Raw genomic sequence first — 25,729 nt, forward strand, 5'->3', positions numbered from 1 at the left:
GGTTAACTCCCCCTGCGGGACGCGACATAGCGTCCGACCATTTCGTCGATCTTGGCCGCGATGGCGCCGCGCTCCAGCACGACGCCGCCATCGGCCCATTCGATCCGGCAGTCGCCGGTGGCAATCTCCGGCTCGGCCAGGATCACCAGCCGGCCCTCGAAGCCGCTCTGCTTGGCGAGCCGCTCGATCTTTTCGCGGGCGGCGTCGTAGAGCGCATCGTTGATGCGGACGACGAGATGCGGCGTCGCGACCAGATGCGAGAAGCAGTCCTTGACCAGCGCCACGATCTCGCCGAGCGGCTCCGCGGCGACGAGGTCGGCGCAGAGCTTGCGCGCGACCGCCACCGCGACGTCGACCGCCTCGGTCTCCATCTTCGATTCGATGTTGCCGATGCCGGCCGCGATGCCGCGGATGCCGATGTTGATCTCCTCCATGGCGAGCGCGACGCGGCGGTCGCTCTCGGCCTTGGCGTCGCGCTGGCCGGCGGCAAAGCCTTCCTGATAGGCGCGCGCTTCGGCTTCCGCGACCTTCTGGGCGATCTCGGCCGCGGTCGCGGCCTTCTCGCGCGTCGCCCGCTCGGGCGCCGCGAAGTCGGTATCGAACAGGAATTTCGCCGGAGCGGCCATCAATACACCAGCTCGTCGTCGGCGCGGTTCTTGGTCAGCATGATCTCGCCCTTGGCGGCGAGGTCCTTGGCGAGGTTGACCAGCAACGCCTGGGCCTCGTCGACGTCGCGCAGGCGGACCGGGCCCATCGCCGCCATGTCGTCCTGGAGCATCTTGGCCGCGCGCGAGGACATGTTGCCGAAGAAGAAGTTGCGGACGTCCTCGTTGGCGCTCTTGAGCGCGACGCCGAGCTTGTCCTTGTCGACGTTGCGCATCAAGGTCTGGGCCGATCCGGAATCGAGCTTGACGAGGTCGTCGAAGGTGAACATCAGCGCCTTGATGCGCTCGGCCGATTCCCGGTTGTCCTCCTCCAGCGAGGTGATGAAGCGGGTTTCGGTCTGGCGGTCGAAATTGTTGAAGATTTCGGCCATCACCTCGTGGGCGTCGCGGCGGCGGGTCTGGGACAGGTTAGACATGAATTCGGTGCGCAGCGTCTTCTCCACGCTCTCGATCACCTCCTTCTGAACCGCCTCCATCTTCAGCATGCGGTTGACGACGTCGAGCGCGAGGTCCTCGGGAAAGATGCCGAGCACACGCGCGGCATGCTCCGGCTTCAGCTTCGACAGCACCACCGCGATGGTCTGCGGATATTCGTTCTTGAGGTAGTTGGCGAGGACTTCTTCCTGCACGTTGGAGAGCTTCTCCCACATGTTGCGCCCGGCGGGGCCGCGGATCTCGTCCATGATGCCGTTGACGCGCTCCGGCGGCAGATATTGCTGCAGCAGGCGCTCGGTGGCGTCGAAATTGCCCATCAGCGCGCCCGAGGCCGACATGCGCGAGACGAATTCGAGCAGCATGTCCTCGACGGTGTCGACCTCGACGGTGCCGAGCGTCGACATCTCAAGCGAGAGCTGGCGCACCTCGTCGTCGTCGAGCAGGCTCCAGATCTTGCCGCCATATTGCTCGCCGAGCGCAAGCATCAGGATCGCGGCGCGCTTCGGCCCGGACAATTGTTCGGCCGGCTTGCCGTCCTTTGCCCGGGTGTTGGCGCGCTGACCGAGCGTGGAGATCACGCTGGTGATGTCGTTGCTGTTGGCGTTTTGCAATGCGGCGGCCATGTCAGATCACTTCTCGTACTATTTTGCGGATTCGCTCAGCCATTGGCGGACGATGGCGACGGTTTCGTTGGGGTTGCGCTCGGCGAGCTCGCCGACGCGATGAACGGACTGGGCGTGGACCTGGCCCTGGATGGTGGCGACGTCGATCGCGCTGGCGGCGCCGCTCGGCAGGAGCGGCTGGGCGGACGGCGCGGATTCCTCGGAAGCCGCCGGACCGCTGAGGACGCCGGAGATGGCGGCGGCAACCTCGTCGGAGGCGAGGATGCGCTTGACCAGCGGGCGGATCACCAGGAACAGCACGACCAGGCCGAGCAGCATCATCACGCCGAGCTCGACGAAGTACATGACGTCGTCCTTGGTGAACTGCAGCATGCCGAGAAGGCCGCCAGGCTCGCCGATCGGAGCGGTGGAGGGCGCATCGGCAAAGCGCAGATTGACGACCTCGACCTGGTCGCCGCGCTTCTGGTCGAAGCCGATGGCCGAGCGCACCAGCGCGGCGATGCGGTCGAGCTGCTCCTTGGTGCGGTCCTGATAGGCCAGCTCGCCCTTGTCGTTCTTGGAATAGATGCCGTCGACCAGCACCGCGACCGAGATGCGGTTGACCCGGCCGGCTTCCGTCACCTCGGTCTTGGTGGTGCGGGAGATCTCGTAATTGTTGGTCTCTTCGGTCTTCTTGCTCTGGTCCTTGGCCGTGGCGCCGCTGTTCTGCTGGTTGCCGGGCAGCTCGTTGTTGACGGTGACTTGGCCGTTGTTGTCGGCGGTCATGCTCTGTTCTTCGCGGGTCTGGCTGGAGCGCAGCACCCGGCCTTCGGGATCGTACTTGTCCGAGGTCTGCGTGACCTTGTTGAAGTCGAAATCGGCGGAGAGCTGCACGCGGGCGCGGCCCGAGCCGACCACGGAGGAGACGATGTCCTCGACCTGCTTGCGCATCCGCTTCTCGAAGGAGATGCGGCGCTCGTCGCCGACCGCCTGCTCCGGATCGGCCGCCGCGCCGTCGGCGAGCAGCTGGCCGGCCTCGTCGACGATCGAGACCCGCTGCGGCTTCAGGCCGTTGACGGCGGAGGCGACGAGGTGGCGGATGGCGCGGATCTGCTGGGCTTCCAGCGAGCCGCGGACGCGCACCACGATCGAGGCCGACGGCTCCGGCGCCTCGCGCGCAAACAGCGGGCGCTCCGGCAGCACCAGGTGGACGCGGGCGGCCTGGATGCGGTCGATGGCGCGGATGGTGCGGGCGAGCTCGCCTTCCAGCGCGCGAAGGTGATTGATGTTCTGGACGAAAGAGGTGGTGCCGAGCGCGTCGGACTTGTCGAACACCTCGTAGCCGACGCCGCCGCCCTTGGGCAGGCCGCCCTCGGCGAGCTTCATCCGCAGGCGCGTGACCTTGTCCTTGGGCACCATGATGATGGAACCCTCATTGCGGATCTCGAACTGGATGCCCTGGCGTTCCAGGTCCTTGATGATGCCGGAGGAATCCTCGACGCTGAGGTCGGTGAACAGCGTCGTCATCTGCGGCGTGGTGACGCGCATGATGACGAACGCGAAAAAGCCGATGAGCGCGGCGGTGACCGCGATCATCGCCCCGAACCGGGCGGCGCCGATACTCTTCAGAAAGTCCGCAAGACCTTGCAAGCAACCGCCCCAACAGATTCGGCCGCTTTCACTGGAAAGGCCGACTGGGCAATTATTGCCTAGGGGATGGTTTCGATATGGTTAACGAAGGTTAAGAGGTCGGACAAAAGTCGCGCCAAAGTGCGATATGAAAAAAATCGGCCCCGCAGGGCGAGGCCGATTTTCGTCAAAAGCCGCAGATTTCCGGGATCGCCTACTGGCGATATTGCTGGATGCGGGTGGTGCGAAGACCCGCCAGACCATGCTGGTCGATGGAAAACTGCCAGGAGAGGAATTCGTCGACCGTCAGGGTATAACGGCTGCAGGCCTCCTCGAGCGAGAGAAGTCCACCACGGACAGCGGCGACGACTTCGGCCTTGCGGCGGATGACCCAGCGTTTGGTGCCGGGTGCAGGCAGATCCGCGATCGTCAACGGACTGCCGTCCGGCCCGATGACGTATTTTACCCTCGGGCGATGGGGTTCTGTCATGGCGTACTCACAAACTCTCAACCACTGAACTCACATCCGTAACCCTACGCCCGGCGGCTTAAAAATCCGCTAAGCCTAAGGCTTCAATACAATTCTCGTTGAAAATGCTGAGACGAGGCCGTGTCGGCCGGCGGGACGGTGGCATCCGGGCCGGTCGAGGGGGTCTTCGTAAATACTTTACTAACGAATGAGGCCTGCACGCGACGCTGCAAAGCTCTCAACTGTCGTCCCGGGGCGCGCGGAGCGCGAGCCCGGGATCCATAACCCAGGGAATCGTTTGACGACGACTCGGGGTTACGACCTCACGCGAAAACCACGTCCGGGGGTTATGGATCCCCGCGTTCGCCGGGATGACACCGAATGTTTGGTGGGCAGCCGTTCCTCAATTGCTTGTCGCGATGATGCTCTTGACCTGGCTGAGCGTGTAGCTGGCGCCGTCGATGGTGAGCAGCGGCGGCGACTGGGTCAGGTCGACGGACGACACGGTGCCCTGCACCTGCGCGGAAATGCCGACATTATTGTTCGCCACGTCCTTGCCCGTGGCCGAGATCGTGTACTTGCCGTCGGGCCATTGCGTGCCGTCATTGCCCTGGCCGTTCCAGGTGAAGGGGATGTCGGTGCCGGCGGCGGCGGTATATTTGCCGGTGAACACGGTCTGGCCGCTGGCATTGGCGACGGTGATGTCGACGGTGGAATCCGAGGGCACGTTGAGATGCCAGGTGGCCGACGAGTTCTTCATGGTCGCGGTCGTGCCGTCGACCAGGGCGGTCTTGCCGACGAAGCCCAGCGCCTGGGTCGCCTGCGTGGTCTGCTGCAGGGTGACGAGCTGGGCCAGCGCATCGTTGGTCTTGAGCTGCTGCTCGACGCCGGCGAACTGCACCAGCTGCTGGGTGAACTGGTTGGTGTCGAGCGGATCCAGCGGGTTCTGGTTCTGCAGCTGCGTGGTCAGCAGCGTCAGGAAGGTCTGGAAGTTGCCGGCGAGCGTCGATCCCGTGGTCGAGCTCAGCGTGTTCGACGAAGAGGATTTCGGCAGCTCGGTCGTCCCGGAGACGACGCTAGGGGCCGTGGCGCCATTCGTGGTGGTCATGTCGAATACTCCTTACACTCTGATGTCGACGCCGCTGCTCGGCCCATACATGCGGCCATAGCTGCGGCCGACGGGTGCGGCGGCGACGGTCTCGTCCTCGCTGATGATCAGCCGGCGGGCATTGCCGCCATTGTCGTTGTTCTGGCCGGAGTTCTGGCCCGACGAATTCTGGTCGCGCAGGCTGAAGGACAGCCCGTTGCTGCCGGTCTTGAGGCCGGCATCGTCGAGCGCGCGCTGCAATTGCGGCGCGTCCTGGCGCAGCATCTGCAGCGTCTCCGGCTTCTCCACGGTGAGATGCGAGGTCACGTTGCCGGCGCGGTCGACATTGATGCGCACGTCGATGCGGCCGAGCTCGGCCGGATCGAGGCTGATATCGAATCGGGACCTGCCGGAGCGGATCGCGGCCGCGATCTCGACCGGCACGCCGTTGATCGGCACCGCCGTCGCGCTGGCCGCGGTCGCGGTCAGCGTCGCGGTCGATGCGGACGCGGTCGAGGTCGCGTTGGTCAGCGGCGCCTGCACGGCGGAGGCGGCTTGCGCGCTCGCATCGGCGGTGTTGAAAGCGGCCTGCGCATTGGCATGGGCCTGGGCGGCCGGTGCGGCCGGGATCGCGTCGGGCGTCCGGTCCGCGGCGCCGGGCTTCGCCTCGGTCGCTGCGCCATCTGCCTGCGGCTTGGAGCCTTGCGCATGCGCGGCGGCGTTGGCGGCCGTCGGGCCTGGTGCTTGCGTCGGGGCGGCATTCGCCTTGGCGGTGTCCTGGCCGATATTGGAGACGTCGGACTGTCCTTGCGCGGTGGCGGCGGCCTGGAACGAGGTCTTCGGCGTGCCCTGATGGACGGGGATCAGTCCGCCGTTCAGCTTGGCCTCGGCCGTAACCTCGTCGGTTGCGCCGGTCGCGGCATCGGCCAGCGTCGCCGAGGTGTCGGCATCAACCTTGGCGCCGGCGATCTTGGCGCTCTTGTCGCCCGGCGTGGCGGTGTCGGTCTTGGTGCCCGCGATCTGCGCCGCGGTTGAAGCGCTGGCGGCAAGGCCGGCGGCGGCGATCGTCAGCGGCGAGGAAGTGGCGGCCTGGTTCGCCGCGGAGTTCGGATCGGTTGGGACCACCGGTGCGGCAACCACGATCGCGTTGGGATCCGGCATGGCCGCCTGCGCCGCGTCGGCCGGCGCGGCATCGACGGCGGCCGCGAGCCCATCGGCGGCCTCGGTCTTGTCGCCCTTGGTTTGCTCGGATGTATCGGCCGATTTGGCGTCGGATGTCTCGGACTTGTCCTTGACCTCGCCGGTGTCCTTGCCGGCATCGGTGGCGGCATGGCTCGCCTTGTCGGCCTTGGTGGGTGCCGACGCGTCGGTCTCGTCGCTCGCCTTGCTTTGCGAGGTTTGATCCGTCGATGAGGCGTCGCGCGGGCCCTTGTCCACGGAGGACGACTCGCTCCGGCGCGGCGCGCTGTCCTGGGCCTGCGCGGCCGCATTGGTGTTGATCGCCTGGGTGTTGCTGTCGACCAGCGACCCGAAGGAGTCGCTTGCGGACGCCTCTTTGGCGCTCTGCGGCCGGGCAGGCTTTTGCTGCGCGCTCGAAACTTGCACGCTTGCCGCGACATCTGACGTACGACCGACCACAGGCGACCCCTTGGCAACAAACTTCGGCATCAAGGGGAGCAAGGAGCGGGCCAGCGTTGCCACGTGCATCTTTATACAATAAAATCAATAGCTTAGGAATTTGAAGGTGCGGCTGCCGGCCCGGCGCAACCCCGCCATTTCTGCCTCCCCGGCAAGAATTGCCCTAAGCCGGCCGCCCGCGTGATTGCTTCACCGGAATGGCGCCTATATTAAAGAGGTTACTCTCAGCCGCTTTCGACCGGGCAATCGTGCCTTTCGGGAACTCGAGTTCCCGGGGATCGCCGATGTCCCGCGAGAAGCAAGAATCGCGGATCGCCGCGCGCCGCCGTCACAACCCTTAAAGGCCCATGCTCAACAGTCTGGATCTCGAAGGCCGTCCTGAGGACACCAGGGTCGTCGTCGCCATGTCGGGCGGCGTCGATTCCTCGACGACGGCTGCGCTCCTGAAGGCGGAAGGCTACGACGTCGTCGGCATCACGCTGCAGCTCTACGACCATGGCGCGGCGACCCATCGCAAGGGCGCCTGCTGCGCCGGCCAGGACATCCACGACGCCCGCGACGTCGCCGCCAAGCTCGGCATTCCCCATTACGTGCTCGATTACGAGGACCGCTTCCGCGAATCCGTCATCGACAATTTCGCCGATAGCTACGCGCTCGGCGAGACCCCGGTGCCGTGCATCGAGTGCAACCGCAGCGTCAAGTTCCGCGACCTCCTGAAGACCGCGCGCGAGCTCGGAGCACAGGCGCTCGCCACCGGCCATTATGTCGCCTCGCGCCGCCGCGAGGACGGCTCGCGCGCGCTGGTCTGCGCGGCCGACGCCGACCGCGACCAGAGTTACTTCCTGTTCGCGACCACGCAGGAGCAGCTCGACTTCCTGCGCTTCCCGCTCGGCGACATGACCAAGCCGGAGACGCGCGAGCTCGCGCGCCGCTTTGGCCTTTCCGTCGCCGACAAGCACGACAGCCAGGACATCTGCTTCGTGCCGACCGGGCGCTACACCGACATCATCACGCGCCTGCGGCCGAACGCGATGGACCCCGGCGAGATCGTCGATCTCGACGGACGCGTGCTCGGCCGCCACAACGGCATCGCCAATTTCACTGTCGGCCAGCGCCGCGGCCTCGGCATCGCGGCATCCGCGCCGCTGTATGTGGTGCGGCTGGAGGCTGCGACCCGCCGCGTCGTCGTCGGCCCGCGCGATGCGCTCAAGATGCACCGCATCGCCTTGCGCGACGTCAACTGGATCGGCGACGGCGACATCGACCGCGCCATCGGCGGCGGCCTCGAACTGTTCGTGCGCGTGCGCTCGACCCGCAGCCCCCAGCCGGCCTGGCTGCGCGGCGGCAACGGCCATTACGAGGTCGAGCTCGTCGCCGGCGAGGAGGGCGTTTCGCCCGGCCAGGCTTGCGTGTTCTACGACGCAGCCAGCGGGCAGGCGCGCGTGCTCGGCGGCGGCTTCATCCAGAGCGCCGCCGCGAAGGTCGCAAGCGACACGGCAAGGCCGCTCGCAGAGGCGATTCGCGGCTGAGCATCATGAGATCGAATCGCGCTCTCGCGACACCGGAGGTGCGCCCCCTCTCCCGCCTGTGGGAGAGGGTTGGGGAGAGGGCTCTCTCCACTACCGATATCTCGCGAGCGGCTAAAGCCCTCACCCGGCGCTACGCGCCGACCTCTCCCGCATCCGCCTTCGCCAAGGCTTCGGCGGACAAGAGCGGGAGAGGCGCTAGACCGAGTTCGGGGCTGACTTCGATCTCACTAATGATCGTCCGGTGTAAGTAAGAGCAACAGGCAGGGCAGGGGCATGGCAGCAGACATCTCGCGGGCCGGGGTCGAGAAGGCCTATGGCCGCTGGGCGCCGGTCTATGATCTCGTGTTCGGCAAGGTGTTCGACGCCGGCCGGCAGTCGACCATCGCCGAGGCCGACCGCATCGGCGGCCGCATCCTCGACGTCGGTGTCGGCACCGGGCTCTCGCTGTCCGATTATTCACGCACCACGAAGATCTGCGGCGTCGACATTTCCGAGCCGATGCTGCGCAAGGCGCAGGCGCGCGTGCGCGCGCTTCGGCTCTCCAACGTCGAAGTGCTCTCGGTGATGGATGCGAAGAACCTCGCCTTCCCCGAAAACTTCTTCGACGCGGTGGTGGCGCAATACGTCATCACCGCCGTGCCCGATCCCGAAGGCACGCTCGACGAGTTCGTGCGCGTGCTCAAGTCTGGCGGCGAGCTGATCCTGGTCAATCACATCGGCGCCGAGAGCGGTCCGCGCAAGCTGTTCGAGCTCGCCTTCGCGCCGATCGCACGCCGCCTCGGCTGGCGCCCGGAATTCCCGTGGGCCCGCCTCGAGGGCTGGGCGGCCAGGCACGGCGGCATCACACTGGCCGAGCGGCGCCCGATGCCGCCGATGGGGCACTTTTCGCTGATCCGCTACGTCAAATCGTGATCGGGCGGGCAGGGAACAGGGTGCATCGCGCGGGCGTTTCCCTCCCATGCGCACGACATCAAACATCATTCTGGCCAGCCTCCTGATCGCCGCCGCCGGCAGTGCGATCGCGCAGGCCCCGCCCGCCCCGGCGACGCCGCCGCAAGCGACCGCGCCGCCTTCCCCGCAACATGCCGCCAACTGCACCCCGCAGGACCGGCTCGGCCGCTCCTCGGACGGCACCACCACCGGCCAGTCCCGGGAACCGCTCGGCGACAGATTGGCCAAGTCCGACGGCGTGCTCTGCCCGCCCGCCGGCGTCGACCCCGAGATGCACGCCCCGGCTCCCGACACCGGCGGCAACACCCCGGTCATCCCGCCTCCGGGCAGCCCGGGCGGCGACCCGAACGTGCGGCCGAAATAGGGCTCGCTCCGCATCCCCAAATGCCGTCATGCCCGGGCTCGTCCCGCCTGCGCGGCCGAAGCCGCTTCGGCGAGGCGAAGGCCCGGGCATCCGCGTTCTCAGGGCGGGGAAGAACTCATTGGAAAAGAGGCCGTATCTGCGAAAGGCGGCTTGTCGACAAGCCTTGCCGAGGGCCGAAAAAGCCGGCCGCTTTGCTTGACTTCCCGCCGCCCCCTTCTTTATATGCCGCGCGTTCGCGAGATCGGCCTTGTTCGCCGCCGCGATCCCTGTGGCGGGGTAGCTCAGCTGGTTAGAGCACGGGAATCATAATCCTGGGGTCGGGGGTTCGAGTCCCTCCCCCGCTACCACATTCCCGCGTGTCCAGCCCGGACACATAGGTAACGAAACCTACCTGAGACATGGGTGACCACCTCGTGCCGATCGGGTTGTCGAGAGGTTTCAAAGTTTCACTCCAGGTCGATTGCGTTTGCAGCGCGCCGTGCAGCGGCGGGATCAGCTTGCGCGGATCGCGCTCGCGCAGCTGCTCGACGCTCATGTTCTCGTTGAGCAGCAGCTTGAGCCAGTCCAGCAGCTCCGAGGTCGACGGCTTCTTCTTCAGGCCGGGCACCTCGCGCACCTCGAAGAAGATGCGCAGGGCTTCCTCTACCAGGCGCTTCTTGATGCCGGGGAAGTGCACGTCGACGATGCGACCCCCTACCAGCGCTTGAAGATGACGCTGGCGTTCACGCCGCCAAATCCAAAACCATTCGAGATCACATGGTCCATCGCCATATTTCGGGCCTTTGGTCCGACGAGATCGACGCCTTCCGCTGCCTCGTCCGGATTTTCCAGATTGAGCGTGGGAGGGGCTATCTGGTCTCGGACGGCGAGGATCGCGAAGATGGCCTCGGCGCCCCCTGCCGCGCCCAGCAAATGACCGGTCGCCGACTTTGTCGCACTCACGGCGATGCCGCCGTGGGTTCCGAAAACGGATTTGATGGCGGCCAGCTCGGAGTTGTCGCCGACCGGCGTCGAGGTCGAGTGAGCATTGAGATGCTGTACGTTGCGCGGATCGAGGTTAGCCTGCCGCAAGGCCGCTTCCATCGCTCGCCGTGCGCCTGAGCCGTCTTCAGGGCCTGACGTGATATGATACGCGTCGGCGGAAGTGCCATAGCCGACGAGTTCGGCGATCGGCAGAGCCCCGCGCGCGCGAGCGTGCTCGAGCTCCTCGATCACCAGAATTCCGGCGCCTTCGCCCATGACGAATCCATCGCGGTCCCGATCGAACGGGCGAGACGCCTGCGAGGGCCTGTCGTTGAAGTGCGTGGAGATTGCGCGAGCCGCAGCGAACCCTCCAAGACTGACCAGGTCGATGCAAGCTTCTGCACCTCCGCAGACCGCCACGTCGGCCTCACCCGCGCGGATCAATCGAGCCGCATCGCCGATTGCCTGTACACTGGCGGCGCACGCCGTGACGGGAGCGCCGATCGGCCCTTTGAAGCCGTACTGTATCGAAACGTGTCCGGCGGCGAGATTTGCCAGGAAGGACGGCACGGTAAAGGGTGACAGGCGGCGGACGCCACGTTGGTCGGTCGTCCGTACCGCTTCGACGATGGCTGGAAATCCGCCGATTCCAGAAGCGATGATCGTCGCTGTCCGCTCCTGGGAGCCTTCGTCGGTAGGGGTCCAGCCAGCCTGCTTGACGGCCTCCGCAGCTGCCACCAACGCGAACTGAATGAACCGATCCATTTTCCGCTGCTCTTTGGGCGGGATGGTCAGATCCGGATCGAAGCCACCATCGACGTCATCGGCTTTAGCCGGCACGAGCCCGGCAACTCTCCCCGGCAGCGAGGAAGCCCACTCAGGCAGCATGGTCAGCCCGGACTTGCCGGCAAGCAGCCGGGACCACGCCACCTCCGCGCCGCAGCCGAGCGGAGAGACCAGCCCTATTCCTGTGACGACTATTCGGCGCATGTAAGGATCCGGTTTTGTGGAGATACGATGGTCTATTGCCAGAGCTAGGGAGAGAAATCCCGATCATGCGTCTGCAGTATCGGTCCTTCTGAACTTCTTCTCCAGCGATGAGGGGGACGTCTTCACCCGTGATAGGGAGCCGTGCTCTACCCCTGCAAATAGCTACGCCTGTACAAATTGCCAGGGTAGCTTCGAAATATCAAGTAACTATTGATGAATAATGGTCAATAGGGTTTGTTTTCAGTGCCGGGAAAGGAAGCTCTCCCGGAGAGCTTTCGCCGATCTCGTTCGGACTTCTCCCAAGCTGCGCGATGTCGGTCTGCGCCTCTCCTCGGAAAGGTCTCCTCGCCGGTTCGGGAGCCCACTCGCCGCCAGACAGGTCAGCCTCAAACGTCCGGGGCTTGCACGTTGTCAGGGCGCCAGCCGCTGGCAGTCCACTGTCGAATGCTCAAGATCATGATCGACAATCCGGCGAAGAAGAACTCGTTCACACCCGCCATGACGCCGAGAAATCGATATTTCTCCGAGCAACATTGATGCATTTGCGCTCAAGGGACGATGCCGCAAGCCGGTCGTGACGGCGGGTACAGGGCGTTGGCAGTACTTGACGACGTGCGTCCCAGTGGCGGGGGCCCAGTCCGTCTTCTGGCATATAAGTTCTATTTCGGAAGTAATTGGTCGGATTGATGTGTGGAGCTCTCGCAAGCAAAGTCACCGCTCAGAATGATATCGGCTGAATGTGCCGCAGGCATCAGATCACGGAGACGCTTGACGAGTTCTAAAAAAGAACGATAAGGTTCGACCCAGACCTCAAGCCCTCACTCCGGTCGGAGACCGGCGGGCGAGCGCGAAAAGCAGAAGGTCAACCAACATACTGGCGTGCCCCGACAGGCGCGCGTGGGGAGGACGATCGATGACAGCGAAATGGAAAATCGCGATAGCTCTAGCTGTGCTCTTGAGCGGCCCCGCGTCCGCGGCGGAAGAGCCCGGCATCTCCGAAACTGAGATCAAGGTTGGAGGGGTTTTCCCCTTCAGCGGACCGGCATCATCGATCGGGCTCGTGGGCAAGGGGCTTATCGCCTACATCCAGTCCCTGAACGACCGAGGCGGCGTGAACGGTCGGAAGATCAACTACATCGCCTACGATGACTCCTACAGTCCGCCCAAGGCGGTGGAGCACGTGCGCAAGCTGGTCGAGAGCGACGAAGTGTCCTTCATGTTCGGCCAACTGGGTACGCCCGGCCTCTCGGCTACGGCCAAGTATCTCAGGGCGAAAGGGGTGCCTAGCCTCGCAATCGTCAGCGGCTCATCCAAGTTCACGGATGTCGCGAATTATCCCCTGATGACGACCGGTCTCGTCAGCTACGATACCGAAGGGAAGATCTACGCCAAGTATCTGACCAAGACGCTTCCCAATGCGAAATACGCAATTCTCTACCAGAACGACGACCTCGGTAAGGACTACGTCAATGCCTTCAAGGCGTATCTGGGGCGCGACTTCGACCGAAAGGTCGTGACCGCCTCTTACGAGGTTACCGAGCCGACGATCGATTCACAGATCACGAATCTCAAGAGCTCGGGCGCCGAGGCTCTCGTGATCGCCGGAACACCGAAGTTTGCAGCGCAGGCGATCAGGCAGGCCTCGGTGATTGGATGGAAGGCGACCGTCATTATCAATTATCCCTCCGCATCCGTTGGTGGCACGCTCGCGCCGGCCGGGCTCGACAAATCGATCGGCGTGATCGCAGGCACGATCAGCAAGGACGTCGCAGACGAGACATGGAAGAACGATCCTGGCATGCAAGCCTATAAGAGCTTCTTCGAGAAGTATCTGTCCGGCGCCGACATCACGAACGGAAGTTATACGCTCGGATATCAACAGGGAGTTCTGCTCGAGCAGATTTTGAAGCAATGCGGCAACGATCTCTCCCGCAAGAATATCCTGGCGCAAGCAAAGAATCTCAAGAACGTCGTGGTCCCCGTCGCGCTACCGGGCATCGAGGTCAACACCAGCGAAAGCTCGAACATGATGTCGACCCAAATGCGGCTGCAGCGCTGGACCGGAACGACCTTTCAGTTGTTCGGCGACGTGCTTGACGCGAAATCCGAGTAGTTGATCGCGTAGAAAATAGAAAACGGCGCGTCATCGCATGCGCCGTTGACCTCCTGAGGTAAGCCGTCCGCGCGAGTCCGAAGTCATGGGATCATCTTCAATGTCAACGAACGCACCTGTATTCGCGCCCAAAGAGGTCTCCCTGCAGCGTCGGAGCGACGGTACGCTCATCTTGAGCTCGCCGATCGAACTGGGGGAGTGCGATTGGCGCATCACGGACTTCCTGCCGAAATGGGCGAAAGCCGCTCCCGACCGCATTTTCCTGGCTCAACGCAATTCAAGCGGCGGATGGGACGAGATCACATATAGCCAGGCCTGGTCCTTGGTTCAGGCTGTTGGCCAAAGCCTGATCGAGATGGATGCGAAGCCTTCAGATAACCTCGCCATCCTCTCCGGGAATTCCATAGAGAACGCGGTGATGTCTTTCGGCGCGATGTCGATCGGCGTCGTTTTCGCGCCAGTCTCGCCGAACTACACGTTGATGCCCGGCGGTCTGGCACGGCTGAAAGATGTCGCAGGGGTGCTTCGCCCGAAGTTCGTGTTCGTGCAAAGCGGACGCGAGTTCTCAGCCGCCCGCTCCATTCCGGAACTGAAAGCGGCAACCTGGATCAGCGTAGACGGCGCTCCCGAAACGGTGCGCTATTCCGACCTGACGGAGAAGAGGAGCAGCTACCAAGGCTTTGAAGGCGCGTCCCGCGCTGTATCCTGCGATTCCGTTGCGAAAGTCCTGTTCACGTCGGGCTCGACGGGCCTTCCCAAGGGCGTCCTGAATACTCACCGCATGATGGCGAGCTCTCTGCAAATGGGAAGCTTGCTGGTCGCTCCCTCCGAAGCGCCTGTTCAGGTCGAGTGGATGCCATGGCACCACACAATGGGAAGCAACGTCATCCTGCACGGCATACTCAAGAATGGAGGGACGCTCTACATCGACGACGGCCGGCCATTGCCGCAGCTCTTCCACAAGACGCTCCTCAATCTCCAAGAGGTTTCACCGACCGCCATGTTCAACGTGCCAGCCGGTTACAATTCTCTTTGCGACGCCATCGAGAAGGATTCCGAGATTGGCGCGCGTATCCTGAAGCGGCTGGATCGCATAAGTTACGCCGGCGCAGCCATCTCGCAGAACACGCTCGAGCGTCTTTACCGGTTGACGTCATCGATCACCGGCCGGCGTATTCCTGTCATGTCCGGCTACGGTACGACGGAAACGGCGCCAACGATCAGTACGACGCATTGGGCCACCGATCGACCGGGAGAAATCGGCCTTCCTGCGCCGGGTTTGCAGCTCAAGCTGCTTCCCGTTTCCGATACATACGAGGTGCGGGTCAAAGGTCCCAACGTCACGCCTGGCTATCTCGGCCGGCCGGACTTGACGGAGCAAGCCTTCGATGAGGAAGGCTTCTATCGCATCGGCGACACAGTCTCGTTCATGGACCCCGAGAAACCCGAATCCGGACTTCGCTTTACGGGCAGGATTTCCGAGAACTTCAAGCTCGCCAACGGGACCTGGGTGTCGATCGGGAACATGCGTGCCGCAATCCTGGCGGCTACCCGCGGCGTGCTGTCGGATGTGGTGATTGCAGGTGAAAACCGAGAGCACTGCGGTCTGCTTTGCTGGCTGAACCCGACGGAGGCTGCGCGGATCTCCCCGCAGCCGTCGTCCGACCTGAGCAGTGATCCCGTCGTCGTGCAGTTCCTTAAGGACCGGCTGCAAGAATACAACCGGACCGTTGGCAGCAGCGAAAGTGCTCATTCGTTCGTGCTGCTCAAGGAGCCGCCGTCAATCGCCGCTGGAGAAATCACCGACAAGGCATACGTCAATCAACGCGCCGTCTTGAAGTGCCGGTCGGACCAGGTCGAATCTCTCTACTGCTCCGCCCCGACCCCCGGCGTGATCCGAGTTTGAACTCTTGTACGTCGAACGCCCAGGTGGTGCCCGACATGGAAGCTGATCGCGGCGAAGCGGTCGGCTATTCAGTCACTGCACGCGTAGTGACTTGGCCGGTTTCGCAGGGCAGGAGTGATCAGGCAACCTTACGCCGCGCTTTGGGTTTTCGGGCCGGCGCTTCCATTTCCTTTTGCGCGAGGGGGCCCCTGGCGCCAGGGCCCGGATGCGTATGGACTTCTTTGGCCAAAATTGGCTCGCCACACTCGGAGCAGACCATGACGGGGTCGAAGTTCTTACCGCAGTTGCGATGCTGATGCAGGAGTGGCCGACCGCGTTCGTCGACCATGTGAGTGTCGCCCCAATGGACGATTGCCATCATGATCGGATAGAGGTCGAGGCCCTTCTGCGTCAGGATATATTCGTGGCGCTTGGGTGATTCCTGATAGGGGACTCGCCGAAGAATGCCTTGCCGAACAAGCTTCTTCAATCGCTCGGCAAGCAGATGGCGAGTGATACCCAGCGCGGTTTGGAATCCCTCGAAGCGGCGAGTCCGCAGAAAGCATTCGCGCAGTATAAGCAGCGTCCATCGGTCGCCGATTACCGCGATAGTCCTGGCCATCGAACATGGCTCTTCCTCGAGTTCTTTCCATTTCATCCGCGGTCTCCAATACCAACCATTCTTCCACGAATCTCCAGAGGGGGAAATAAAGTCATATCATTCTAGTTAGGTACTGATCCCCAAACAATAGCTCCCGGAAAAATCGCCCAAATTGCTCGGGATCGGTTTGACAGTTCGAAAATAGAACTGTAAAAAAGACAAGATGATCTTGCGAACGTCATCGTCATCGAACTGTCCGGAGAGCGCCGATATGACACCGAAAGTAGAGTTCCTGTTCGATTTCGGTAGCCCGAACGCCTATTTGGCCGAGGTCGCGATCCCGGGCATCGAGCAGCGCACCGGCGCCAAATTCGACTACGTCCCGATCCTCCTTGGCGGCATCTACAAGGCCACCGGAAACATGTCGCCGTTCGATTCCCTGCGTGGAATCAAGAACAAGCCGGAATACCAGACGCTCGAGACGCAGCGGTTTATTCGTCGCCATAACGTGACGAAGTTCCGCATCAACCCCTTCTTCCCGGTCAACACCCTCATGCTGATGCGCTGCGCGGTTGCGGCGCAGTCCGAGGGCGTGTTCGAGCCCTATTTCAGGGCCGCCTATCACCATATGTGGGAAGAACCGAAGAAGATGGACGATCCCGAGGTTTTCCGCAGCGCGTTCATCTCTTCAGGCATCGATATCGATCGCATTGCGAAGCGTGCGCAGGACGACGACGTGAAGAAGAGGCTCATCGAGCTGACTAACGATGCTGTGAGCCGTGGCGCGTTCGGCTCGCCGACTTTCTTCGTCGGCAAGGAAATGTTCTTCGGCAAAGATCAGTTGCGGGACGTTGAGGAATCCATCGTCGAACAATCCAGTGGGGCGACTTCCAAGGCGAAGTGATATCCGCATCGAAGTTCGGCGATCATGAAATGGGAGTCGCTGCCGGCCACAACTCGCCCGCGGTGATCGTTTCGGATCTAGCAGGCCAGGCTTTTCGACGACGCTCGCCCTCGGGCGTGACCACTGAAATAGCTGCGCCATCTGCGGTGAAGTGGTGCGCTCGGCGGCAACATCTTTAGATGCAATCGCGGCCCCGATAAAGGACAGCGCTGATGTCCTTCGACTTTGTGCCGTGAGCGAGTTCACTTTGAACGAACTGTCCTCGGATCGGGAGGGCGCATCTTCTGCCGTGCTCGGCTGCCAGCCTCGAAATCCGGTTTAGCTTGAAGTCGGAACGTGGTGCGCCTTGCGAGTTCGAAGCACCAACGTCAAATATCAATTGACGAGTTCTAAAAAAGAACGCTATGTACCTTCCATAAGGCCGCGAGTGCGTCGACGGACGAGGTCCGGCGGGTTCACGGCTAGATCGTTCGCAAGCGACGTATAACCTCACAGGGAGCACGCCCGTGCAGAAAAGAAATGCAACCGCGGCTGTCATCGGCGCCGGCGATTTCATCGGCGGCGAGATCGCCAAGAAGTTTGCCGCAGAAGGCTTCACGGTCTTCGCCGGCCGTCGTAACGGCGAAAAGCTGGCTCCGCTCGTCAAAGACATCGAGGCGGCCGGCGGAGAGATTCACGCCCGTTCGCTCGACGCTCGCAAGGAAGACGAGATCATCTCCTTCCTCAACGATGCGGACAAGCACGCGCCGCTGGAAGTCTGCATCTTCAACATCGGAGCGAACGTCAATTTCCCGATTCTGGAGACCACAGAACGCGTTTTCCGCAAGGTCTGGGAAATGGCCTGCTATTCCGGCTTTCTGGCAGGTCGCGAGGCGGCCCGCCTGATGCTGCCGCACGGAGGTGGCAACATCTTCTTTACCGGGGCGACCGCCTCGCTCCGAGGCGGCAGCGGTTATGCAGCTTTCGCGAGCGCCAAGTTTGGACTTCGTGCGGTCGCGCAAGCAATGGCCCGCGAGCTTGGCCCGAAGAACATCCACGTCGCGCATCTGATCATCGATTCCGGCGTGGATACCGAATGGGTTCGGCAGCGGCGGCTGGAGGCTCTCGGGCCAAACGCGCTGGATGATCCGGATGCGTTGATGCCGCCGTCCTCCGTCGCTGCATCCTATTGGCAGCTCTACCAGCAGCCGAAAAGCGCTTGGACGTTCGAGATGGAGATTCGTCCCTTCGGCGAGAAGTGGTGAGGAGCAGACAGGATGGAGCTGGCGCTTTCCCCAGAGGATGCCGCATTTCGGGACGAGGTGCGCTCCTTCATCGCGGAAAACTACCCCGCGGAAATGCGCGTCCCGAATCCGGAGACCGACCTGACCAAGGAGCAATCGCTGCTTTGGCATCGCATCCTGCACAAGAAGGGCTGGATCGCGCCTCTCTGGCCCAAGGAGTACGGCGGGCCCGGCTGGTCGATTACGCGCCGCTTTATCTTCGAACAGGAGACCAGCCGGGCCGGCACGCTGCCGCCTTTGGCATTCAGCGTCACCATGGTGGGGCCCGTCATCTACACGTTCGGTAACGAGGCCCAGAAGAAGAAGTTTCTTCCGCGTATTCTGTCGGGCGAGGACTGGTGGTGCCAGGGCTATTCCGAGCCGGGCTCCGGCTCTGACCTGGCAACCGTCCGCACCAAGGCCGTGCGCGAGGGCGATCACTATATCGTTAATGGCCACAAAACCTGGACGACGCTCGCTCAGCACGCGGATTGGATCTTCTGCCTGGTGCGGACCGATCCGAATGCCAAACCACAGTCCGGCATTTCCTTCCTGCTGATCGACATGAAGTCGCCGGGCGTCACCGTGCGACCGATCATCACCATCGACGGAAGCCATGAGGTCAACGACGTTTTTCTGGAGAACGTTCGTGTCCCCGTCGAGAACCTGATCGGCGAGGAAAACAAGGGCTGGACCTACGCCAAGTTTCTGCTCGGCAACGAACGCACCAGCATGGCCGGCATCGGCCGGTCAACACGCTACATCAACAAGCTGAAGCAAATCGTTGAAGCCGAGATCCCGTCCGACGATCCGATGCATCTCGACTTCCAGCGCGAGATCGCCCTCGTCGAGCTTGACGTCCTGGCGCTCGAGGCGACCGAGCTGCGTGTCGTGGCTCAGATGGCGCGCGGCATCGATCCCGGACCGGCCGCATCGCTGTTCAAGATCCGCGGCACGGAGATCTTCCAAAGGATCACCGAACTGACCCACCGCGCGATCGGCAGTCACGGGCTCGCGCTGCGAGAGCAACCGGCCAGCGCCAATCGCTTCATGCCCGGCCCTGAATACGGGCACACCGCGTCGGAGAAGTATCTGAATTCTCGCAAGCTCAGCATCTATGGCGGGTCGAACGAGATTCAGCGCAACATCATCGCAAAAGCTGTGCTTGGTCTCTAGCCAGAGTATCGAGAGGGTCGGATGGACATTCAGTTTACGGAAGAGCAGGAACTGCTGCGATCCAGCATCCAGCGCCTGTTGCGCGATCAGTATGATTTCGAGGCGCGCCGCAAGATCGTCGCCGACGAACAAGGTTTTAGTCGCAGGCAATGGGCGGCGTTTGCCGAACTCGGCCTGCTGGCTGCACCGTTCGCCGAGGATGCGGGTGGTCTCGGCGGCGGCCCGCTGTCGACCATGATCATCGCGCATGAGTTCGGGCGCCATCTCGTCGTCGAGCCGTTCGTCGAGACGGTGGTGCTGGCCGGCGGCCTGATCGAACGGCTAGGCGATGCCGCGCAGAAACAGGGCTTCATCCCCGACATCGTCGAGGGCAAGAAGATCTGGACGCTGGCCTGGACGGAGAAGGGGGGCCGGTTCGATCTCGCAGACGTGACGACCACCGCGCGACGTGAGAGCGATGACTACGTCCTGAGCGGTGGCAAGACGGCAGTGATCGCGGCGCCCTGGGCGGATTACCTTGTCGTTTCCGCGCGTACCTCGGGCAATCGACGGGATCGCGGCGGGGTCAGTCTGTTCGTGGTCGACCGCCGCGCGGCTGGCGTCGATCTGCAGAGCTTCAAGACCATCGACGGCCGTCGCGCCGCCGAGATCAGTCTGCGCAATGTCCGCGGACAGCTGCTCGGCAAGGAAGGCGAGGGCGTGGCAGCGCTGGAGGCCTGCCGCGATCGCGCCATCGGAGCGCTCTGCGCGGAAGCGGTCGGTGCCATTGGCGAGCTGAATTCCGCCACGCTGGAATACTCGAAGACGCGCAAGCAGTTCGGCACCACCATCGGTTCATTCCAGGTGCTGCAGCATCGGATGGTCGACATGTTCATCGCGCATCAGGAGGCGCTCTCCCTGATGCAGCACCTCAATCTCAGCATCAGCGGAGGTGAAGCCGGCCTCTCGCGGCTCGCCTCCGGCGCCAAGACGAAGATCGGTTATGCTGCCAAATTCGTCGCCGACCAGGCTGTGCAGCTGCATGGCGGCATGGGCATGACCGACGAGCTCAATGTCGGCCACTATTTCAAGCGCATCTCTTCCATCAACATCCAGTTCGGCGACCCCGCGTTCCATGTCCTGCGCTATGCACGACTGGGCGCGGCCGCATAAGGAAAGAGGCGAGTATGACGACAGAAGCAGTAATCGTTTCCACCGCTCGTACGGCGGTCGGCAAAGCCTACCGCGGATCCCTCAACAATACGGAGGGGCCGACCATGGCCGGTCACGTCATGGCCGAGGCGGTGAAGCGCGCCGGCATTGCCCCGGGTGAAGTCGAAGACGTGGTGATGGGCTGCGCCATGCAGCAAGGCACCATGGTGATGAACGTAGCCCGCAAGGGGGCGATCCGCGCCGGCATGCCGGTGACCGTCGCCGGCACCACCATCGACAGGCAATGCGCCTCAGGCCTGCAGGCGATCGCCGTGGCGGCACGTTCCGTGATGCTTGACGGCGTGGACATCGCGATCGGCGGCGGCATCGAGTCGATCAGCCTGGTTCAGAACGAGCACATGAACAAGTTTCATATGGTCGACGATGAATTGATGGCGATGAAGCCCGAAATGTACATGTCGATGCTCGATACGGCCGAGGTCGTTGCCGAGCGCTACAAGATCGGCCGCGACAAGCAGGACGAATACAGCCTGGAGAGCCAGCGCCGGGTCGGGGCCGCCCTGCAGAGCGGCCGGTTCGACGAGGAGATCGTTCCGATCACGACGAAAATGGCGCTCGTCAACAAAGACACCAAGCAGGTTTCCTATGAACAGGTGACCCTCACCAAGGACGAAGGCCCGCGTCCTGATACGACCGCAGAAGGCCTCGCCAAGATCAAGCCGGTGTTCGAGGGCAAAACCATCAGCGCAGGCAATGCGAGCCAGCTTTCGGACGGTGCATCAGCATGCGTGATCATGAGCGACAAGATCGCCGCCAAGAAGGGGCTCAAACCGCTCGGGATCTTCCGTGGCTTCGTTGCCGCAGGCGTCGAGCCGGATGAGATGGGTATCGGCCCGGTCGTCGCGATCCCCCGCCTGCTGAAGCGTCACAACCTGAAGATCGATGACATCGATCTTTGGGAGCTCAACGAGGCTTATGCGGTTCAGGTGATCTATTGCCGCGACAAGCTCGGCATCGACCCGAACAAGCTCAACGTCAATGGGGGCTCGATTGCGATCGGTCATCCCTATGGCATGACCGGCGCCCGCCTCACCGGCCACCTTCTGATCGAGGGGCGGCGACGGAAGGCAAAGTACGGTGTCGTGACCATGTGCATCGGCGGCGGCATGGGCGCGGCGGGCCTTTTCGAAATCATCCATTGAACGGAACTGCGGGAGATCGTCGTGAAGACAGCGATTACGGAACTGTTCGGCATCGAACATCCGATTATTCAGGGCGGGATGCACTATGTCGGGTTCGCAGAACTTGCAGCAGCGGTGTCGAACGCCGGCGGCCTCGGCCTCATTACCGGCCTCACCCAGAAGACGCCCGAGCTGCTGGCCAAGGAAATCGCGCGCTGTCGCGACATGACGGACAAGCCGTTCGGCGTCAATCTCACCTTCCTGCCGAGCTTCACCGCGCCGCCCTATCCCGAGTATATCGCCGCGATCAAGGAAGGCGGCGTCAAGGCGGTCGAGACTGCCGGCCGTAGCCCGGAAGAGTACATGCCGGCGCTGAAGGCCGCCGGCATCAAGGTGATCCATAAATGCACCTCGGTGCGGCATTCGCTGAAGGCCGAGAAGATCGGCTGCGACGCGGTCAGTGTCGATGGCTTCGAGTGCGGCGGTCATCCTGGCGAGGACGACATTCCCAACATGATTCTGCTGCCTCGTGCGGCCGATGAGCTCAAGATTCCGTTCGTCGCCTCGGGCGGCATGGCGGATGCGCGCAGCCTCGTTGCGGCTCTTTCCATGGGCGCGGCGGGCATGAACATGGGCACCCGCTTCGTCGCCACCAAGGAGGCGCCGGTCCACGACAACGTGAAGCAGGCACTGGTCAAGGCGACCGAGCTCGACACCGTTCTCGTCATGCGCGCGCTGCGCAACACCGAGCGCGTGCTGAAGAACAAGGGCGTCAAGGAGCTGATCGAGATCGAGCGCGAGAAGGGCGTCAGCCTGAAGATCGAAGATATTCTCGACCAGGTTGCCGGCGTCTACCCGAAGGTGATGTTGGAGGGCGACATGGATGCCGGGGCCTGGAGCTGCGGCATGGTGGTCGGTCTGATCAACGACATTCCGACCGTCAAGGAGTTGATCGATCGCATCATGGAGGGTGCCGAACGCATCATCCGGCAGCGGCTGACCGGCTTCCTCGACGGTGTGAGCACGGGTTCTGCCCCGGTCCGCGCTATCGCCTGACGCAATGGGTCAACGGACAGGACGCTCGATATTTTGAGCGTCCTGTCCCCTTACACCTTGTATGTTCGTCGGCCACGCCTTTCATTGAAAAGAGAGGCGTCTCGATCGCTTCGATGCTCTCGTGGTCGGCAATCTGGTAGAGCGAAACGCCATAGCCGCCATTCGGATCCATGACGGGGCCGCTCAGGACGAGTGAGCAACTGGGTGCTCTGCCGAGAGCAATTGTTGGAGTTCGCCCGACTGAAACATTTCCGTGACGATGTCGCAGCCGCCAACGAACTCGCCGCGCACGTAGAGCTGCGGAATCGTCGGCCAGTCCGAATACGCCTTGATCCCTCGCCGCAATTCCTCGGACTGGTAGATGTCATGCGATTTGAACGTCACGCCCAGATGATCGAGGATACGAACAACCTGCGCCGAGAATCCGCAGGCCGGCGAACTCGGCGATCCCTTCATGAATAGCACGACTTCGTTTGCATTGACTTCGTTGCTTATGAACTCTGCGATCGTCATCCGTGTTCTCCTGACGTTTGTCAGCCCCGGTCGTTACCTTCCGTCGATGAACCTGCGCGGTTAGCCGAGCGGGATCTCTCGCGAGCCCCAGCTTGGCGTTCCAAACCGAACAGAAAGATGTCACTTCAGTTTCAATAGAAAGTAAATACTTAAAAGGAACTTAGGCCCTGCGGACCTAATCGTGCGAAGCGGGGGCTCACGGCACCTCGGTGCAGTTTCAATTCCGGTAATATTGACTATATTCGGACAAGCTAAGGATTCCGGGACCTCATTTGGATGGCAAGAAAGAGCCTCGACGTAACTTGTCCGGTAGCCCGAACGCTCGACATCGTCGGCGCGCGGTGGACGCTGCTCATCATCAGGGACTTGCTTCCCGGCACCATGCGCTTTCAGGATCTTCAGGAGCGTCTGCCCCACATGGCTCCCAATGTGCTCTCCGATCGCTTGAAGATACTCGAGGAACACGGCCTGGTGCGCCGCGAGTTCTACAGCGATCACCCTCCCAGGGCCGCCTATAGCCTGACGGATCCGGGCCGCGAGCTCGGCGTCATCGTATTGGCGCTCGGTCGATGGGGTCTACGGCACCTCGGCGGGAAATTGAGCCCCGGCCTGCAGCACGATGAGTGCTTGCGTCACCTGCAGAAAGCCTCCGAGGCCTTGATCCGCCGTCCGGTGCAACGGGTGAAATCCGCTGGCAAGCCGGCGGCAAAGACAGCGAGAGGCGCAAGGAATTGAGCCGCGAGCCACCATGCGAGTGGCCCGATCATCGTTTTGCTGATGGAGCCTACGTCTCCGCCGGCGCCGGTCATCAGGATGGGACACGGTTTGGCCATCGACGCTTCCTTTTGGAAGGATGTGACTGGGCATTCTTTGAACGGAAAGGCAGGCGCGCGCGGCGCCTTGACGCCGTCAGCTCTTGAGAAAAGGCAGAATGTGGCCCAAAACCGCCTCGGGCTGTGCCGAGGTCACGCGGGCCGGCGTGGGCATCAGAAGGGCGTTTTCAAACCGCCTGAGAGAGATGATCGACTTTCTGTCGGAGGACGTGAACGGCCCATCGAAGCGAGAAGCGATTGCCGTCGTCTCCGAGATCGTCGGTGCCCTGCTGTTGGCGCGCGCGGTGGATCAACCGGAATTCTCATCGGAGATAATGAGCGTAGCTCGCGAATATGTCCTGGGCAGCGAGCCCCAGGTCCCTGGAATCGCAAAAGCGCCGCGTAAAGTCTCGGCGCGGACTAAGCGCCCAGGTGCGGTCAAGCGGCCATTCGCAAGAGATCGATGATATCGGATTCGCTCTTGAACGGCCGCGGATTGGCCTGAACGAAGCGATGATTGATCGCGATCTTGCTGATCTTCTCGAACTTGTCTTCGCCGACGCCGACGTCTGCCAGACGCGTAGGTAGTCCGAGCGCCTTGACGAAGCCGGCAAAGGCATCTCCAGCTTCCATCTCAGGGCTGCCGAGGGCCGCCGCCAGGCGCTTCTGCGCGTCCTCTGTAAAGGCCTTATTGTACCGAAGAAGGCTCGGCATGATGACGGGCGTGCAGTAATAGTGAGGAACATCGAAAGTGCCGCCAAGAACGTGTCCGATGCCGTGGCTTGCGCCCATCGGAACACGAGCCTGCAGGCCGAAAGCGGCGAGCCATGAGCCTTGTTGCGATTGGCGTCGCGCTTCCATGTCATTCGGTTGCTGCAAGGTGCGGAGCATCCCCTCGCGCAAAAGACGGATGCCGGCCAGGACCACTTCATCGGCCAAAGGCGTGCCCGCTGGCGAGCACAGGGCTTCGATGCCGTGATCCATCGCGCGAGTCCCGGATCCCATCCATAGGTTCGTGGGCGTATGAAGGCTGAGGTCGGGATCAAGAATGACTGCCACGGGTGACATCTGCGGGTGGAAGAATATCTGCTTCAGCTTGGTGCGCTCGTCCGTGACGAGCGCACCGGCATTGTATTCGCCGCCATTCAGCGTCGACGGCACTGCGATCTGCCGCACTGTGGGCGCACGGAATGGAGAGAAGGGCACGCCAGGCCCCATGACGAACGGGTCGAAGCCTGCCTCATCGAAAATGTCGTGTTCCATGGCCATGATGACGATCTTCGCGAGGTCGACCGCCGAGCCTCCGCCGACGGCTACCACCAGATCAGCTTGCGCCTCCTTCGCTTGACGCGCGACCTCGGCGGCCTGCTTGCGGGTCGTGTGCTGCGCGATCCCGTCGAAGGTCGCTACATGCTTGTTGCCGAGCGCACGGCGAATCGTTTCGATCTCGTCGGTCTTCGTATTCAGGGTACGGCTGACCAGGAGGAAAACGCGATTGGCATTCAGCCGCACCGCTTCATCATTCAAAGCCTCGGCTGCAGGCTTGCCGTAAACCACACGGTCGATGTCCGGAAAGTTATGTATCCCAACCTTGCGCATTTGTTTCCCCACGACTGTTTTTGAATATAAGTCACTTTAGTATTAATAGTGACTGGGCGCAACGGCCATCTTTTCTGGTGCCGGATCGCGAGGCCAGCCATGTGGTTGCGAGCCGAGCTCCGCTTCGGCGAAGCCCGGCTCGACCAAAATATG

At 62.6% G+C, this 25,729-nt stretch carries 23 protein-coding genes, 1 tRNA gene and 1 pseudogene; 14 read left to right on the forward strand and 11 right to left on the reverse strand.

Going from position 1 to position 25,729, the window contains the following annotated elements; translation table 11 throughout:
* Positions 1-2: 2 nt before the first annotated feature.
* The 6 genes from D6B98_RS00170 to D6B98_RS00195 all read right to left on the reverse strand — a co-directional run bounded on the left by D6B98_RS00170 (position 3) and on the right by D6B98_RS00195 (position 6,525).
* Positions 3-626: a FliH/SctL family protein gene (locus D6B98_RS00170; protein ID WP_126254943.1), complete on the reverse strand. Its 624-nt coding sequence runs from the start codon at positions 624-626 to the stop codon at positions 3-5.
* Positions 626-1,723 (reverse strand): flagellar motor switch protein FliG, encoded by a 1,098-nt coding sequence (gene fliG, locus D6B98_RS00175; RefSeq protein ID WP_126254944.1) that lies wholly within the window; start codon positions 1,721-1,723, stop codon positions 626-628. Before fliG ends, D6B98_RS00170 begins: the two co-directional genes overlap by 1 nt.
* 18 nt (positions 1,724-1,741) lie before the next feature.
* Positions 1,742-3,352, reverse strand: a complete 1,611-nt coding sequence (gene fliF / locus D6B98_RS00180) for a flagellar basal-body MS-ring/collar protein FliF (RefSeq protein ID WP_126254945.1) — start codon at positions 3,350-3,352, stop codon at positions 1,742-1,744.
* Positions 3,353-3,545: 193 nt separating this feature from the next.
* Positions 3,546-3,821, reverse strand: a complete 276-nt coding sequence (gene sciP / locus D6B98_RS00185) for a CtrA inhibitor SciP (RefSeq protein ID WP_002714638.1) — start codon at positions 3,819-3,821, stop codon at positions 3,546-3,548.
* 382 nt (positions 3,822-4,203) lie between these two features.
* Entirely contained in the window at positions 4,204-4,908 is a 705-nt protein-coding gene (locus D6B98_RS00190) for a flagellar hook assembly protein FlgD (RefSeq protein ID WP_126254946.1), read from the reverse strand.
* A gap of 12 nt (positions 4,909-4,920) precedes the next feature.
* A complete protein-coding gene (locus tag D6B98_RS00195) occupies positions 4,921-6,525 on the reverse strand; it encodes a flagellar hook-length control protein FliK (RefSeq protein WP_126255843.1) in 1,605 nt (534 codons plus the stop codon).
* Between the two features lie 347 nt (positions 6,526-6,872).
* On the opposite strand from D6B98_RS00195, the gene mnmA reads away from it, so the two are divergent.
* The 4 genes from mnmA (at position 6,873) to D6B98_RS00215 (ending at position 9,716) form a co-directional block, all read left to right on the forward strand.
* Complete coding sequence (gene mnmA, locus D6B98_RS00200; protein ID WP_126254947.1) at positions 6,873-8,054, forward strand: tRNA 2-thiouridine(34) synthase MnmA; 1,182 nt, start codon at positions 6,873-6,875, stop codon at positions 8,052-8,054.
* A gap of 273 nt (positions 8,055-8,327) precedes the next feature.
* Positions 8,328-8,966 carry a class I SAM-dependent methyltransferase gene (locus D6B98_RS00205; RefSeq protein WP_126254948.1) on the forward strand — a complete coding sequence of 213 codons (639 nt, stop codon included), beginning with the start codon at positions 8,328-8,330 and terminating at the stop codon, positions 8,964-8,966.
* Positions 8,967-9,012: 46 nt separating this feature from the next.
* Positions 9,013-9,369 carry a hypothetical protein gene (locus D6B98_RS00210; RefSeq protein WP_126254949.1) on the forward strand — a complete coding sequence of 119 codons (357 nt, stop codon included), beginning with the start codon at positions 9,013-9,015 and terminating at the stop codon, positions 9,367-9,369.
* Between the two features lie 270 nt (positions 9,370-9,639).
* Positions 9,640-9,716, forward strand: a tRNA-Met gene (locus D6B98_RS00215).
* 122 nt (positions 9,717-9,838) lie between these two features.
* On the opposite strand, the pseudogene D6B98_RS00220 reads toward D6B98_RS00215, so the two are convergent.
* Both D6B98_RS00220 and fabF read right to left on the reverse strand, forming a co-directional pair.
* Positions 9,839-10,054: pseudogene (locus tag D6B98_RS00220) on the reverse strand (AAA family ATPase); the annotation flags it as partial.
* An 8-nt stretch (positions 10,055-10,062) separates the two neighbouring features.
* Positions 10,063-11,322 (reverse strand): beta-ketoacyl-ACP synthase II, encoded by a 1,260-nt coding sequence (gene fabF, locus D6B98_RS00225; RefSeq protein ID WP_126254950.1) that lies wholly within the window; start codon positions 11,320-11,322, stop codon positions 10,063-10,065.
* A gap of 913 nt (positions 11,323-12,235) precedes the next feature.
* Here fabF and D6B98_RS00230 point away from each other — a divergent pair.
* Together D6B98_RS00230 and D6B98_RS00235 are read left to right on the forward strand one after the other, a co-directional pair.
* Entirely contained in the window at positions 12,236-13,435 is a 1,200-nt protein-coding gene (locus tag D6B98_RS00230) for an ABC transporter substrate-binding protein (RefSeq protein WP_126254951.1), read from the forward strand.
* Positions 13,436-13,535: 100 nt separating this feature from the next.
* Positions 13,536-15,341, forward strand: a complete 1,806-nt coding sequence (locus D6B98_RS00235) for an AMP-binding protein (protein ID WP_245481198.1) — start codon at positions 13,536-13,538, stop codon at positions 15,339-15,341.
* 118 nt (positions 15,342-15,459) lie between these two features.
* On the opposite strand, the gene D6B98_RS00240 is transcribed toward D6B98_RS00235, so the two are convergent.
* Positions 15,460-15,978, reverse strand: a complete 519-nt coding sequence (locus tag D6B98_RS00240) for a winged helix-turn-helix transcriptional regulator (RefSeq protein ID WP_126254953.1) — start codon at positions 15,976-15,978, stop codon at positions 15,460-15,462.
* 214 nt (positions 15,979-16,192) lie between these two features.
* Here D6B98_RS00240 and D6B98_RS00245 point away from each other — a divergent pair, with 214 nt between their 5' ends.
* The 6 genes from D6B98_RS00245 (at position 16,193) to D6B98_RS00270 (ending at position 22,652) form a co-directional block, all read left to right on the forward strand.
* Positions 16,193-16,825 carry a 2-hydroxychromene-2-carboxylate isomerase gene (locus D6B98_RS00245; protein WP_126254954.1) on the forward strand — a complete coding sequence of 211 codons (633 nt, stop codon included), beginning with the start codon at positions 16,193-16,195 and terminating at the stop codon, positions 16,823-16,825.
* Between the two features lie 506 nt (positions 16,826-17,331).
* Positions 17,332-18,069, forward strand: coding sequence for an SDR family oxidoreductase (locus D6B98_RS00250; protein WP_126254955.1), 738 nt, complete (start codon positions 17,332-17,334; stop codon positions 18,067-18,069).
* A 12-nt stretch (positions 18,070-18,081) separates the two neighbouring features.
* Complete coding sequence (locus tag D6B98_RS00255) at positions 18,082-19,263, forward strand: acyl-CoA dehydrogenase family protein (protein WP_126254956.1); 1,182 nt, start codon at positions 18,082-18,084, stop codon at positions 19,261-19,263.
* Between the two features lie 21 nt (positions 19,264-19,284).
* Positions 19,285-20,415, forward strand: coding sequence for an acyl-CoA dehydrogenase family protein (locus D6B98_RS00260; protein WP_126254957.1), 1,131 nt, complete (start codon positions 19,285-19,287; stop codon positions 20,413-20,415).
* Between the two features lie 14 nt (positions 20,416-20,429).
* A complete protein-coding gene (locus D6B98_RS00265; RefSeq protein WP_092188304.1) occupies positions 20,430-21,617 on the forward strand; it encodes an acetyl-CoA C-acyltransferase in 1,188 nt (395 codons plus the stop codon).
* Positions 21,618-21,638: 21 nt separating this feature from the next.
* Positions 21,639-22,652, forward strand: a complete 1,014-nt coding sequence (locus D6B98_RS00270) for an NAD(P)H-dependent flavin oxidoreductase (RefSeq protein ID WP_126254958.1) — start codon at positions 21,639-21,641, stop codon at positions 22,650-22,652.
* Positions 22,653-22,835: 183 nt separating this feature from the next.
* Here the strand turns inward: D6B98_RS00270 and grxD are convergent, their stop codons facing one another.
* Complete coding sequence (gene grxD / locus D6B98_RS00275; protein ID WP_126254959.1) at positions 22,836-23,165, reverse strand: Grx4 family monothiol glutaredoxin; 330 nt, start codon at positions 23,163-23,165, stop codon at positions 22,836-22,838.
* 276 nt (positions 23,166-23,441) lie between these two features.
* Between grxD and D6B98_RS00280 the strand changes: the two genes are divergently transcribed.
* On the forward strand, positions 23,442-23,900 hold the full coding sequence (locus tag D6B98_RS00280; protein WP_126254960.1) for a winged helix-turn-helix transcriptional regulator: 459 nt from the start codon (positions 23,442-23,444) through the stop codon (positions 23,898-23,900).
* A 196-nt stretch (positions 23,901-24,096) separates the two neighbouring features.
* Entirely contained in the window at positions 24,097-24,444 is a 348-nt protein-coding gene (locus tag D6B98_RS00285) for a hypothetical protein (RefSeq protein ID WP_126254961.1), read from the forward strand.
* Here D6B98_RS00285 and D6B98_RS00290 read toward each other — a convergent pair.
* Positions 24,416-25,576 carry an iron-containing alcohol dehydrogenase gene (locus tag D6B98_RS00290; protein ID WP_126254962.1) on the reverse strand — a complete coding sequence of 387 codons (1,161 nt, stop codon included), beginning with the start codon at positions 25,574-25,576 and terminating at the stop codon, positions 24,416-24,418. The two genes, D6B98_RS00285 and D6B98_RS00290, sit on opposite strands and share 29 nt — an antisense overlap.
* Positions 25,577-25,729: the final 153 nt, after the last annotated feature.

The organism is Bradyrhizobium sp. LVM 105, assembly GCF_003957705.1.
Lineage (GTDB): Bacteria > Pseudomonadota > Alphaproteobacteria > Rhizobiales > Xanthobacteraceae > Bradyrhizobium > Bradyrhizobium frederickii.